This is a genomic window from Novosphingobium sp. (assembly GCF_031424035.1).
Classification (GTDB): domain Bacteria; phylum Pseudomonadota; class Alphaproteobacteria; order Sphingomonadales; family Sphingomonadaceae; genus Novosphingobium.
Genome location: NZ_JANPGP010000070.1, coordinates 140,887 through 153,902 on the forward strand (window position 1 = coordinate 140,887; position 13,016 = coordinate 153,902).

The window sequence follows — 13,016 nt, forward strand, 5'->3', positions numbered from 1 at the left end:
GAGGGTACACATGGCGAAGGCAGATTTCAGCTCGGAAAAGGCGCACGGTGGCCCCAGCTCCTACCCGTCGCCGCATGGCGAGAAGCTGGAAGGGCGCAAGTCGTGGATCGTCACCCGCGAATTCGGCCTGACCCAGTTCGGCGTCAACCGCGTCGAACTCCCACCCGGCGGCTGGTCGTCAAACCGCCACTGGCACCGGACCAATGACGAGACGGTGATCGTCATCTCGGGCGAACTGGTGCTGGTCACCGACGATGGCGAGGAAGTGCTGCGCGCGGGGGATTGCGTCGCCTTCAAGGCCGGAGTCGCCAATGCCCACCATTTGCAGAACCGTTCCGACGCCCCGGCCATCTACTTCGATATCGGCGGCCGCGATCCCTACGATGTATCGACCTTCCCCGACATCGGGCTTGAGGCGCGCACCCGGATGGCCATCGAATTCCGCGAGATCAAATGACGCTCACCCTGCACATGTTCCCGACGCTTAACGCCCACAAGGTGACGATCGCGCTTGAGGAAATGGCGTTGGCCTATGAAATTGTGTTCGTCGATATTCTCAACGGAGGTCAGGACGATCCGGCCTTTCGCGCGCTCAATCCCAACGGGCGGATTCCGGTGCTGACTGACGGGCCAGTGACCGTGTTCGAAAGCGCGGCGATCCTGCAGTACCTTGGGCGCAAGTCCGGGCGGTTCTATCCGGCGGACGAAGTCAAACGGGCCGAAGTCGATTCATGGCTGTTCTGGCAGATGTCCGGACTGGGGCCGTCATCGGGCAACGTCAACTGGTTCACCCGTGCAGCGCGCAAGGACGGCCGCGATCCCTTGGAAACCGGCTTGGCAAGCCATCGCTTCACCAAGGAAACCGCGCGGCTGTTCGACGTGCTCGAAATCCGGCTGGCAGGCCGCGAATACTTGTGCGGTGCCTATTCGATTGCCGACATGGCCTGCTGGACATGGATCGACAAATACCCCGAGAACGGCGGCGGACTTGCCAGCCGGCCCCGGCTTGCCGCATGGCATGCATCAATATCGGCCCGTCCCGCCGTGCAGCACGCGCTGGGGGTCGGTCAGGAATTCGTAAAACCATAACTGACCGGAGAGATCACCCGTGAGCTACCATACCGTCCGTCCCGACGTTCAGGCTTTCCTCGACATGATGAAGGCCAACCCGCGCCCGCCGATGAGCGACGAGCTGGTCGCCTATATGCGCAGCCTGCCGCCGGGCGCGATCCCGTCGCTCGACCTGCCTGTCGGTGATCTGGCGGTGATCCGCGACCTGACAATGCCGGGGCCGGGCGGCGACATTCCGTTGCGCCTGTTTGACGCGCAGGCAGAGCGCGCACCCGGCCCAGTGGTGGTCTATTACCACGGCGGCGGCTTTGCTGCGGGTTCGATCGACAGCCACGCCGCCGTTTGTGCCGACATGGCCCGCTCGCTCGACCTGCCGGTAGTTTCGGTCGAATACCGCCTCGCGCCTGAAAACCCATGGCCCGCCGCGCCCGATGATGCCGAAGCAGCGGCGCGCTGGGTGGCGGAGAATGGCGCGGCTCTTGGCATCAAGCCAACGGCGCTGGTGCTGGCCGGCGACAGCGCAGGGGGCAACCTCGCAGCTGTAACGGCGATTGCCTTGCGCGATGCGCCGGCGGTGCTGCCGGTGCTGTTCCAGTTCCTGATCTACCCGGTCACCGATTCGCACACCCGCCACCCATCACGTGATACCTTCGCCGACGGGTTTTTCCTCAGCAGCAGCGACATGGGCTATTTTGACCGCGCCTACGCCAGCGACGTTTCACACTGGCGCTCATCGCCCGCGCTGGCTGATCTGGCCGGATTGCCGCCGACGCTTGTCGTCACCGCCGGGCTTGATCCGCTACGCGACGAAGGCCGCGAATATGCGCGGTTGCTGGAAGCGGCAGGGGTGCCGACGAAGCTGCTGGAGGCGGACGGCACGATCCACGGCTTCTTCACCTATCGTCTGCACATCCCCTCGGCGCGCGACGATTTTTCCGAAGCGCTCGAACTGGCGAACGCCATGTTGCTCGAGGCTGGCGGAGCCTGACGCCTGACCCTGTCGGCGTTTCGGCTTGATCTTGCGACGGTGCGCCCTTGCGGTGCAGCGACACGCGGCTAGCCTGCGCCGATGGAGAGGCACACCGCCAAGACCTTCTGCCGCAATTGCAGCGCGCACTGCGCGATGGAAGTCGACGTGGTCGATGGCCGGCTGGCGGGCGCACGGCCCGATGGCACGCTCTCGCCCTATGGCGCTTACCTGTGCCCCAAGGGGCTCGCTTCGGTCGACTTTCACAACGGGGCCGAAGGGCGGTTGCTGGCCAGCCTGAAGCGGACAGGCGAGGGTGGCCACGCGCCCATCGACAGCCACGCCGCGATGGCGGAAATCGGCGACCGGCTTGCTGCCATCGTGGCCGAACATGGCCCGCGCGCGGTGGCGGTCTATCACGGCACCGGGGCCTACCGCAGCGTGCTCGGCAATATCATGGAGCGCGCCTGGGTGGCGCAGCTCGGCACGCCCAATTTCTTCTCGACCATGACCATCGACCAGTCTGGTAAATGGGTGTCCGCCGCGCGCATCGGCATCATGGCGAGCGGCAAACATGCGATCCGCGATGCCGATCTCGCCGTGCTCAGCGGTGGCAATCCGGTCGTCTCGCATCAGGGTGCGCCTTATGCCGTGGCGGAAAGCGGCGCGCCGGGGCGGTCATTCGAACGGCTGAAGGAACGCGGCGGCAAGGTCGTGCTGATCGATCCGCGCCGCACCGAAACCGCGCGCTATGCCGATCTCCATATCCAGCCGAGACCGGGGCAGGATACGGCGATATTTTCCGCAGTGGCCCACGCCATGCTGCGTGACGGTACGTGGGACCGGGACTTTGTGGCGCGCCATTGCAACGGGTTGGAAGACCTGCGCGCGGCGGTCGCCCCGTTCACGCCTGAAGTGGCCGCCGCGCGCGCGGACGTGCCAGTGGAGCAGATCGAAACGCTCGCCCGCTGGCTCGGCGAGGCCAAGCGCCCGGTCGTGGGCAGCGGCACCGGCCCATCGATGGCGGACCATTCCAACCTTGCCGAAACGATGATCGACATCGTCGGCCTGCTGGCCGGAGGATACCGCCGCAAGGGCGACCTTGTCCGCAATCCGGGGACGCTCAAGCCCAAGGTCGTGCGCGAAATGGCGCTGGCGCCCACCCGCAGTTTCGAGAAGGCGCCGTTCTGTCTGTCGGAACCGGTCGGGCCATTGATGCACGAACTACCCTCGGCACTGATCCCGCGCGAGATCATGATCGACCACCCTGACCGCATTCGCGCGCTGGTGGTGTTCGGCGGCGATCCGCTGATGGCGCTGGGCGATCCCGGCGTGGCCAAGCCGGCATTCGAGGCGCTCGACCTGCTGGTGTCGCTCGATTGCCGGATGACCGAGACCGGCAAACTGGCCGACTATGTCGTGGCAGCCAGCCAGCCGTTCGAGCGGCATGAGCTGACCTTTGCCGCCGATGCGCTTTATCCCGAACCCTTCGCGCAATACTCGCCGCCGCTGGTGGCGAAGCCCGGCGATGTCGTCGATGACTGGGAGTTTTTCTGGTCGATCGCCGCGCGGATGGGGCTGGAATTGACGTTCAAGTATTGGGGCTATGGGCTGGACTATGGTTCGATCCCGGGTGGGCTGGCGCTTTCATGCGAGGAGCGGCCAGACCCGGAGGACTTATGCCGCTTCCTGTGCAGCGACGGCGCGGTGACGTTCGACGAACTCGCCGCCAATCCGGGCGGTTTGCGCCCGCAGCGCGAGCCGGTGTACGTGCTCCCCGCGCCTGAGGGCTGGGACCAGCGGCTTGAGCTATGTCCGCCCGATGTGGCGGCGGAACTGACCGTGGTGGCGCAAGAAACGCTCGAACCTGCGCCGTTCCGCCTGACCTGCCGGCGCGTGCTGCACGCGCTCAACGGCGCATTCCGGGAGTCACGCGGCAACCGTAAGCGGCATCCTGTCAATCACGCCTTCATGGCCCCGGCGGACTTGGCGGACCTGTCTCTGGTGGACGGCTGTGAGGTGGAGATCGCTTCGGCCCACGGCGCGATACGCGCCTTCGTGAAGGGCGAGGACCGGCTGCGGCGCGGCGTTGTCTCGATGACGCATATGTTCGGCACACTGGAAGGCACATCGGGAGGTATAAGCGATCCTCGCGGCGAGGGCGGGAGCAATGTCGGGCGGCTGACCTCGCTCAGTGACCATGTCCAGCCGATCAACTTCATGCCGCGCTTTTCGGCCGTGCCAGTGGAAATACGGCCGGTGGAAATCAGAAAGCTCTGACCCCCAAACCAAAATCCCCTCCCGGCCGGGTGGCGGGGAGGGGACTGTTCGTTGGCGCTAAGGCTTATTCGCCGAAGGTGCGCTGCCACCAACCGCGACGGGCAGGACCGGAAGCGGGGGCTTCCTCGCCAGCATCGTCGACCAGATCAGCGGCGGGCCGCGGTTCGGCTTCGGCTGCTACCTCAGCTTCCGCTTCGACGGCAACTGCCGGCTCGGCATCGGCCTTCTTCTTGCGGGTCCGCTTCGGCTTGGCTTCGGCAACTGGCTCGGCGGCCACTTCGGCTTCTGCTTCGGCGACTGGTGCCGGAGCTTCCACTTCGGCTTCAGGTTCAACCTTCTTCTTGCGCGAACGCTTGGGCTTTTCGGCCACCGGCGCTTCTTCCGCGACCGGCGCTGCTTCAGCTTCAGCCTCTACGGCTTCTGCCTCGACATCGGCCTTCTTGCGGCGGGTGCGCTTCTTGGGAGCGGGTTCGTCGGCAGGAGCTTCCTCAGCCGAAGGGGCTTCGTCAGTACCTTGCTCAGACTGCTCGCCGTCCTCGCCGGCACTTTCCTCGCTGCCGCCTTCGCCACCCTCTTCGCCGCGACCACGGCCGCCACGCCGGCGACGACCACGACGGCGACGCTTGCGCGGTCCTTCGCCATCGCCTTCACCTTCGGCGCGCTCTTCGCGGCCTTCGGTTTCCTCGTCGTCGTCGCGTCCGGTTTCGCCTTCAGCGTCGTCTTCAGAGCGCCCGTCTTCACGGTCCTCCTCGGGGCCATTTTCCCGGCCTTCCTCACGATCGCCTTCTTCGCGATCGCCATCACGGGCACGGCCCTTGCCGCCACGGCGGCGACGACGGCGCTTGCCGCGATCTTCACCTTCACCCCGTTCACTGCGCTCGCTACGTTCACCGCGGTCGCTGCGCTCGCTGCGATCTTCGCGCTCTTCCTCTTCGTCCTCGTCAGCGAAATCCTCGTCGACGATATCGTCTTCCTCGGGCTCAACGATGGGCTCGAACCGCGGCATGACCGTCGGGCGCGGGCCGGACGAGGCGACGCGCATCTTCGCGCCTTCGTTCTCGCCTTCGGGGATGACCTGAACCTGGACGCCGTAGCGTTCCTCGATCTCGTGCAGGTCCGAGCGCTTGGTGTTGAGCAAGTAGATCGATGCCTCGGTCGAGGCATAGAGCGTGATCACCGTACCGCGGCCCTTGCCGGCTTCGTCTTCAATCAGGCGAAGAGCAGCAAGGCCCGAGCTCGATGCCGTACGGACCAGGCCGACGCCGTCGCAGTGCGGGCAGGCGCGGGTCGAGGCTTCGAGAACGCCGGTGCGCAGGCGCTGGCGGCTCATTTCCATCAGGCCGAAGCTGGAGATGCGGCCGACCTGGATGCGGGCGCGGTCGTTCTTCAGCGCGTCCTTCATGGCCTTCTCGACCTTGCGGACGTTCGAGCCATATTCCATGTCGATAAAGTCGATCACGACAAGCCCGGCCATGTCGCGCAGGCGCAGCTGGCGGGCGATTTCGCGCGCGGCTTCAAGGTTGGTGCTGAGCGCCGTCGCCTCGATGCCGTGTTCCTTGGTGGAACGGCCCGAGTTGATGTCGATCGAAACCAGCGCCTCGGTCGGGTTGATCACCAGATAGCCGCCGCTCTTGAGCTGGACGACCGGTTCGAACATCGCCGTCAACTGGTCTTCCGCGCCATACCGCTGATAGAGCGGCACCGCATCTGAATAGGCCTTCACGCGCTTGGCGTGGCTGGGCATCAGCAGCTTCATGAAGTCTCGGGCGGCCCGGTAGCCGCCTTCGCCTTCAACGATGACTTCCTCGATATCCTTGTTGTAGATATCGCGGATCGCCCGCTTGATCAGGTCGCTGTCCGAATGAATCGCCGCCGGCGCGCTGGAGCGCATCGTGGTCTCACGAATGCCATCCCACAGGCGGGCAAGGTAATCGAAGTCACGCTTGATTTCGGTCTTGGTGCGCTGCAGGCCTGCCGTGCGGACGATGCAGCCCATCGACTTGGGCAGATCCATCTCGGCGATGATGCCCTTGAGGCGCTTGCGGTCAGCCGCCGAGTTGATCTTGCGGCTGATACCACCGCCATGGCTCGAATTCGGCATGAGCACGCAGTACCGGCCGGCAAGGCTGAGGTAGGTGGTAAGCGCCGCGCCCTTGTTGCCGCGTTCTTCCTTGACGACCTGGACGAGCAGCACCTGGCGGCGCTGGATGACGTCCTGGATCTTGTAGCGACGGCGCAGCGCCATGCGCTTGGCGCGCAGGTCGTCGGCTTCCTTGGCGTGACCGCGATTTCCGCCGCCACTACCCTGACGCCGGCGTCCACGGCCGCGACCGCGACGATCATCGCCGCCTTCGCTTTCTTCGGCTTCTTCACCATCGTGATCGAAGCCGTTTTCAACGTGGCCGTCCTCGATAGTCGCGACTTCGTCCTTTTCGGCCGTGTCGACTTCCATCACGCCGCCAAAATCGTCGCCGTCGTGATGATGTTCGTGGCTGGTGCCGGCCATGTCGTCAGCGAGGGTTTCGCCCAGCTCGTCGTCGCCAACGAAGTCTTCCTCACCCTCGGCCTTGGCGCGCAGGGCGGCCTCTTCCTCAGCGTGAGCAGCTTCTTCGGCAAGCAGCTGTTCGCGATCCTCTTTGGGGATCTGATAGTAGTCGGGATGGATTTCGCTGAAAGCCAGAAAGCCGTGCCGGTTTCCGCCGAAATCGACGAAAGCGGCCTGCAACGATGGCTCTACGCGTGTAACCTTGGCGAGGTAGATGTTGCCCTTGATCTGCTTGTGTTCAGCAGATTCAAAGTCGAACTCCTCAATCCTGTTTCCCTTCAGCACCGCCACCCGGGTCTCTTCCTGGTGGCGCGCATCGATAAGCATGCGCGTTGTCATTGGTATTACTCCATGCGCGCCGCCGCACTTCCATCGGGAGAAGGGCGGCGCGTCCATATGCAAACACGCCATGGCCGGTGGAGCAGGATGAACCTGCCTTGCTGGTCATGGCGATGTGGGTGTTTCCGCGCTGCCGAAATGCGCGCGCGGGCTGGCCAGATGGCCGTGTTGCGACTGCGGGATAGACAAGGCGCGGCGAAAAATTGCGCGCATCGCATTGCGATTCCAGCACCGTCAGCGTTGCCCGCGCCGTGGGGCGCAGGGCTTGGCAAAACGGTGAAAGGCTTGTCATTCCAGCATCAACCTGTTCGAATCCGGAACTCTTTCGGTCCGGCATGGCGGAACATTCATGCTCCGGCGCGGGTCTGCTAGCACTGCTGGTGCTGCCCCGCAAGGATTGAGGATGAATAGCGCGCAGCGATTGCGACAGGCCTAACAAGCGCTTAACGGGAAATCCCATGCGTCGCACTCCGCCGTTCATCCTGCTGTTCCTGATCCCCGTCGCGGTGCTGGCGGGGCTGGTCTGGCTCGACAGTGCTTTCGGCTTTGCCGGGCGCGGGCGTGACTATGTTATCCGGCTCGATCTGCCGCCACCGGCGGGCGAGGTCGGACTGCCGCCCATCGAAGGCCCGCTCGATCCCAGCCGGCCATTGGTGGTGATCGATGCCGGTCACGGCGGTTTTGATCCCGGGGCTGGTAGCGAGCGGGTGCGCGAAAAGGATGTGACTCTGGCTCTCGCCCGCGCACTGCGTGACCGCCTGATCGAAGGCGGCGGCGTGCGGGTTGCCCTGACGCGCGGCGACGACAAGTTCCTGGTGCTTGAAGAGCGCGCCGGAATTGCCCGCCGGCTTAAGGCGGACCTGTTCATTTCGATCCACGCCGATGCCGCGCCGACAGACGAAGCGCGCGGCGGCACGGTCTATGTCCTGTCGGAACGCGGATCGAACCAGACGGCGGCGCTGCTGGCTGAGAAGGAAAACCGCGCCAACGTTATCAATGGCGTGCAGCTTTCGCGCCAATCCGGCGACGTCAGCTCCATTCTGGTCGATCTGGCGCAGCGTGAAACGCTGGCGCAATCCGAGGATTTCGCCGCGCTGATCCTGCGCGAAGGGCGCGGCGAAATGCGGTTCCGCGAATCCGCCATCCAGTCCGCAGCCTTTATCGTGCTGAAAAGCGCCGACCTGCCTTCGGTGCTGTTCGAGGCCGGCTACATCACCAACCCCGAGGATGCGACATGGCTCAAGTCCGGGGAAGGGCGTGACGCCTTTTCGAAAAGCGTTGCGAATGCAATCCGCGTCTATTTCGCGCGTCACCAGCCCGGCTGACAAATGACTGTGGCAAGGGCGCGCGCCCCCATGCTAGGAGCCGGCGATGGCCGACGAGACTGCCCCTGAATCGAGCCCTGAATCGAACCTGGCTTCGACCCGCCTGCGCATCCGCCGCGAGGCTAGCGGCGCGGCCGAATGGTTTCGTTCGAACTGGCGGGAAAGCCGGCGTTTCCGGCTGGGCGGCTACCTGCTGGGAGCACTGCTGACGATCTATGCGGTGATCTGGTTGGCCATCCTGCGCACGCTGCCCTCGGCCGAAAGCCTGCTGACCTACCAGCCGCCGCTGCCCACCATGGTGCGCGGTGTGAACGGCGAAATTGTCTATTCCTATGCGCGTGAGCGGCGCGTGCAGCTGCGCTTCGTCGATTTTCCCAAGCCGGTGATCAATGCGTTCCTCTCGGCGGAGGACAAGACCTTCTGGAGCCATGGCGGCATCGATTACACCGGCATAGCCGGCGCCGTGGTCGACTATGTCACCAAGATCGGTTCGGGAAACCGCGCGCGCGGTGGCTCGACCATCACGCAGCAGGTGGCGAAGAACATCCTGATCGGCGACGAATATTCGCTGGGCCGCAAGTTCAAGGAAATGGTCCTCGCCGGACGTATTGAATCGGTGCTCAACAAGCAGCAGATTCTTGAGCTTTACCTCAACGAAATTCCGCTTGGTCGGCAGAGTTTCGGCGTGGAAGCGGCGGCGCTGGCCTATTTCGGCAAGGACATTGACCAGTTGTCGCTGAGCGAAGCCGCGTTCCTCGCCATCCTGCCCAAGGCGCCTGAACGCTATGGCCGTGCGAAATATGCCGAACACGCGATCGAGCGCCGCAATTGGGTGCTGGATCAGATGGCCGACAATGGCTGGGCGACTCCCGAACAGGTGGCCGAGGCCAAGGCGCAGCCGCTGGGTATCATTGCTCGCCGGGTGGAAAGCTATGACCCCTCGAACGGCTATTTCGTCGAGGAAGTCCGCCGGCGACTCGCCGAGAAATACGGCGAGACAGCCGACAGGGGCCCGAACAGCGTCTATTCGGGCGGCCTGTGGGTGCGCACCTCGCTCGACCCGCAGTTGCAGAAGGCCACCGAAGAAGCGCTGCGCACCGCCCTGCTGCGCTATCATGGCGGGCGGGGCTGGGTCGGCCCGATCGACAAGCTGGATGTGACGCCCGACAAGTGGCTCGGACCGCTCGTGGCGGCGAACCATACCATCCATTATCAGGACTGGCGCATTGGCGTTGTCACCCAGCGCGACGGCGCGCGGGCGACGATCGGCTTCCCCGATGGCTCGACTGCGCCGCTGGTCGGCTTGCCTCAGGCGATCAAGGCAGGCGATGTAACCGCCGTCTCTCCGGCCGGCAACGCCTGGACCGTGCGCGCCGTGCCAGAGGTTTCGGGCGGCATGCTGTTTCAGGACGCCACCACCGGGCGCGTTCTGGCGATGCAGGGCGGCTTCGATGCCGGTCTGGGCAGTTTCAACCGCGCGACCCAGGCACAGCGCCAGCCGGGCTCGACGATCAAGCCTTTCGTTTATGGCACAGGCCTCGATTATGGCATGACACCAGCGACGATGGTCCCCGATCAGGCCTTCTGCGTCTATCAGGGCGCGGCGCTGGGGCAGAAGTGCTTCCGCAACTTCGACATGCGCGGCGCTGGCGGGGTTCACACCATGCGCTGGGGCCTCGAACAGTCGCGCAACCTGATGACCGTTCACATTGCCAATGACACTGGCATGGACCGGGTCGTCAAGACGATCGACCGCGTCGGCATCGGCAAGTACGAACCCTACCTCAGTTTCGCGCTGGGTGCCGGCGACACCACAGTGTCTCAGATGGTCAATGCCTATGCGGCGCTGGCCAACAATGGCGTGCAGTTCAATCAGTCGATGATCGACTATGTGCAGGACCGCAACGGCAAGGTCATCTGGCGCGCGGACGAGCGGCGCTGTGAAAAGTGCAACATGGCCGAATGGGATGGCAGCGCCATGCCGCGTTTTGCTTCGCGGGGGCGTGAAGTGATGGATCCGCGCACCGCTTACCAGGTGGTGCACATGCTCGAAGGCGTGGTCACGCGCGGCACGGCGATTGCCCTGGCCGATCTGGGCCTGCCGTTGTTCGGCAAGACCGGCACGACCTCGGGCCCGACCAATGTGTGGTTCGTGGGCGGCAATCAGGACACAGTCGGCGGCGTCTATATCGGTTACGACCAGCCGCGTTCGCTCGGCGGTTATGCGCAGGGCGGCACCATGGCAGCGCCGATCTTCAAGCAGGTTGTGATGGCCACCAAGCCGCGCTGGTCGCGCCTGCCATTCACCGCCCCACGCGATGTTCACATGGTCAAGGTCGACCGCATCACCGGCAAGCAGGTATTCGGCGGGACTGCGATCAACGAAGGCAAGTCGGCGATCATCTGGGAAGCCTTCAAGGCTGAGGCCGAACTGCGCGAGGCCAGCCGCGAGGATAAGCTGAAGGAGCAGCGCGATTCTCTAGTCGCCGCGGTGCGCCGCGTGCGCAAGGCGTCGGAACCGCAGGGAGCGGAAGCCGCGCCCAAGGAAGAGCCGCCAGCCGAACCCGCGGCTGATCCGGTCGGGCTTTACTGATCGGGTTTGACTTTACTGATGACATCACCGGGCGCATACCCGGTGCCATGAACTCACGCCGACTTGTCCCGCTCGCCCCGCTGGCCGCTCTTGCCGCCATGCTCGTATCCGCTCCGGCTTCGGCTGAACTCGCCGTTGGTGCCAAGGCACCGAACTTCACCGCTCAGGGTGCGCTGGCCGGGAACCCGATCGACGTGTCGCTGGCCAAGCGGCTCAAGCAGGGGCCGGTGGTGCTCTATTTCTATCCCAAGGCTTTCACGCAGGGCTGCACCCTCGAAGCTCACGCCTTTGCCGAAGCGAGTGATGATTTCGCCAAGGCCGGGGCCAGCGTGGTTGGCATGTCCAACGATGATGTGCCCACCTTGCAGAAGTTCTCCAAGGAAGCCTGCCGTGACAAGTTCGCCGTTGCATCAGCCACGCCGCAGATCGTCGCCAAATATGATGTTGCGCTCGCCCGCCCGGGCATGCCGGCAGGTCTGACCAAGCGCACGTCCTATGTCATCGGGAAGAACGGACGGGTGGCTTTCGTTCATTCCGACCTCGACTGGCGCGATCACGTGAAGCTGACGCTTGAGGCCGTGCGCAGGATGAAGGCCGGCAAGAAGGGCTGAGGCTCCCGGCATTCCCATCACAGTCGGGCCCATCACAGTCGGGCCCATCACAGTCAGGCCCATCTAAATCGGGGCGGCCTTTACTTTCAGGTCCCTTTCGCTAAGCGGGGCGGCGCAGGTGCCGCCCTGCTTTTTCGTGTTCTTGGAGTGACGAATCATGCGTGCCGAAGGGCAGGCCCATATTGACCGGATCAATGCCGCACTCGCACTGGTCCGCAAGTTCCTCGACTGGGAGCGCGCTCTGCGCCGCCTCGATGAATTGAACGCCCGGGTCGAAGATCCCAAGCTCTGGGACAATCCCAAGGATGCCGAGGCGGTCATGAAAGAGCGTCGCCGGCTCGAAGCGTCGATCGGCGCGGTAAAGGACATTTCGCAGGAAATGTCCGACGCGGTCGAATATGTCGAACTTGGCGAGATGGAAGGCGACGAGGCGACGGTCCAGGAAGGGCTCGATGCCCTTGCCGCGCTGGCGCAGCGCGCCGACCGTGACAAGGTTCAGGCCCTGCTCGCAGGTGAGGCTGACAGCAACGATACCTATATCGAAATCCACGCCGGCGCGGGCGGTACCGAAAGCCAGGACTGGGCGGAAATGCTGTTCCGCATGTACACCCGCTGGGCCGACAAGCGCGGTTTCAAGACCGAGACGATCGAATACCAGGCGGGGGATCAGGCTGGCATCAAGTCCGCGACGATCCTCATCAAGGGCGAGAACGCCTATGGCTATGCCAAGACCGAAAGCGGTGTTCACCGCCTCGTCCGCATCAGCCCCTATGACAGCTCGGCGCGCCGCCACACCTCGTTCAGCTCGGTCTGGGTGTTCCCGGTGATCGATGACAATTTCAATATCGAGATCAATCCGGCCGACCTCAAGATCGATACCTATCGCGCCTCGGGCGCTGGCGGTCAGCACGTCAACACCACCGATTCAGCCGTGCGCATGACTCACGTGCCCTCGGGCATCATCGTCGCCAGCCAGCAGGATCGCAGCCAGCACAAGAACCGCGAGATCTGCATGGGGATGCTCAAGTCGCGGCTCTACGAAGCCGAAATGCAGAAGCGCGAAGAGGCCGCCAACGTTGAATTTGCGGCGAAGAGCGACATCGGCTGGGGCCATCAGATCCGTTCCTACGTCCTCCAGCCATACCAGATGGTGAAGGACCTGCGCACCGGCGTTACCAGCCCGACGCCGGACGATGTGCTTGATGGCGATCTCGACCAGTTCATGGCGGCGGCCCTGTCGCAGCGCGTGACCGGCGAAAAGGTAGAGGTGGAGGACGTCGATTGA

Annotated in this window: 10 protein-coding genes; 8 read left to right on the forward strand and 2 right to left on the reverse strand. The window is 64.3% G+C overall.

Annotation, left to right across the window (positions count from 1 at the left end):
• Nucleotides 1-10 precede the first annotated feature (10 nt).
• The 4 genes from RMO89_RS10730 to RMO89_RS10745 all read left to right on the forward strand — a co-directional run bounded on the left by RMO89_RS10730 (nucleotide 11) and on the right by RMO89_RS10745 (nucleotide 4,318).
• A complete protein-coding gene (locus tag RMO89_RS10730) occupies nucleotides 11-457 on the forward strand; it encodes a cupin domain-containing protein (protein WP_310533032.1) in 447 nt (148 codons plus the stop codon).
• Nucleotides 454-1,089 (forward strand): glutathione S-transferase family protein, encoded by a 636-nt coding sequence (locus tag RMO89_RS10735; RefSeq protein WP_310533033.1) that lies wholly within the window; start codon nucleotides 454-456, stop codon nucleotides 1,087-1,089. Before RMO89_RS10730 ends, RMO89_RS10735 begins: the two co-directional genes overlap by 4 nt.
• A 19-nt stretch (nucleotides 1,090-1,108) precedes the next feature.
• Nucleotides 1,109-2,059: an alpha/beta hydrolase gene (locus RMO89_RS10740; RefSeq protein ID WP_310533034.1), complete on the forward strand. Its 951-nt coding sequence runs from the start codon at nucleotides 1,109-1,111 to the stop codon at nucleotides 2,057-2,059.
• An 81-nt stretch (nucleotides 2,060-2,140) separates the two neighbouring features.
• Nucleotides 2,141-4,318, forward strand: coding sequence for a molybdopterin-dependent oxidoreductase (locus tag RMO89_RS10745; protein WP_310533035.1), 2,178 nt, complete (start codon nucleotides 2,141-2,143; stop codon nucleotides 4,316-4,318).
• Nucleotides 4,319-4,382: 64 nt separating this feature from the next.
• Here the strand turns inward: RMO89_RS10745 and RMO89_RS10750 are convergent, their stop codons facing one another.
• On the reverse strand, nucleotides 4,383-7,202 hold the full coding sequence (locus tag RMO89_RS10750) for a ribonuclease E/G (protein WP_310533037.1): 2,820 nt from the start codon (nucleotides 7,200-7,202) through the stop codon (nucleotides 4,383-4,385).
• Complete coding sequence (locus RMO89_RS10755) at nucleotides 7,126-7,662, reverse strand: hypothetical protein (protein WP_310533038.1); 537 nt, start codon at nucleotides 7,660-7,662, stop codon at nucleotides 7,126-7,128. Before RMO89_RS10755 ends, RMO89_RS10750 begins: the two co-directional genes overlap by 77 nt.
• Between RMO89_RS10755 and RMO89_RS10760 the strand changes: the two genes are divergently transcribed.
• The 4 genes from RMO89_RS10760 (at nucleotide 7,661) to prfB (ending at nucleotide 13,016) form a co-directional block, all read left to right on the forward strand.
• Entirely contained in the window at nucleotides 7,661-8,527 is an 867-nt protein-coding gene (locus RMO89_RS10760) for an N-acetylmuramoyl-L-alanine amidase (protein ID WP_310533039.1), read from the forward strand. The genes RMO89_RS10755 and RMO89_RS10760 overlap by 2 nt on opposite strands.
• A 46-nt stretch (nucleotides 8,528-8,573) precedes the next feature.
• Nucleotides 8,574-11,120, forward strand: coding sequence for a transglycosylase domain-containing protein (locus RMO89_RS10765; protein WP_310533041.1), 2,547 nt, complete (start codon nucleotides 8,574-8,576; stop codon nucleotides 11,118-11,120).
• A 47-nt stretch (nucleotides 11,121-11,167) separates the two neighbouring features.
• A complete protein-coding gene (locus tag RMO89_RS10770) occupies nucleotides 11,168-11,731 on the forward strand; it encodes a peroxiredoxin (RefSeq protein ID WP_310533043.1) in 564 nt (187 codons plus the stop codon).
• Nucleotides 11,732-11,888: 157 nt separating this feature from the next.
• On the forward strand, nucleotides 11,889-13,016 hold the full coding sequence (gene prfB / locus RMO89_RS10775; protein WP_310533044.1) for a peptide chain release factor 2: 1,128 nt from the start codon (nucleotides 11,889-11,891) through the stop codon (nucleotides 13,014-13,016).

Bases quoted from the DNA above. Each gene is read 5' to 3' on its own strand.
- RMO89_RS10730 (WP_310533032.1), top strand. From the start codon at position 11: ATGGCGAAGGCAGATTTCAGCTCGGAAAAGGCGCACGGTGGCCCCAGC.
- RMO89_RS10750 (WP_310533037.1), bottom strand. From the start codon at position 7,202: ATGACAACGCGCATGCTTATCGATGCGCGCCACCAGGAAGAGACCCGG.
- prfB (WP_310533044.1), top strand. From the start codon at position 11,889: ATGCGTGCCGAAGGGCAGGCCCATATTGACCGGATCAATGCCGCACTC.
- RMO89_RS10765 (WP_310533041.1), top strand. From the start codon at position 8,574: ATGGCCGACGAGACTGCCCCTGAATCGAGCCCTGAATCGAACCTGGCT.
- RMO89_RS10770 (WP_310533043.1), top strand. From the start codon at position 11,168: ATGAACTCACGCCGACTTGTCCCGCTCGCCCCGCTGGCCGCTCTTGCC.
- RMO89_RS10735 (WP_310533033.1), top strand. From the start codon at position 454: ATGACGCTCACCCTGCACATGTTCCCGACGCTTAACGCCCACAAGGTG.
- RMO89_RS10755 (WP_310533038.1), bottom strand. From the start codon at position 7,662: ATGGGATTTCCCGTTAAGCGCTTGTTAGGCCTGTCGCAATCGCTGCGC.
- RMO89_RS10745 (WP_310533035.1), top strand. From the start codon at position 2,141: ATGGAGAGGCACACCGCCAAGACCTTCTGCCGCAATTGCAGCGCGCAC.
- RMO89_RS10760 (WP_310533039.1), top strand. From the start codon at position 7,661: ATGCGTCGCACTCCGCCGTTCATCCTGCTGTTCCTGATCCCCGTCGCG.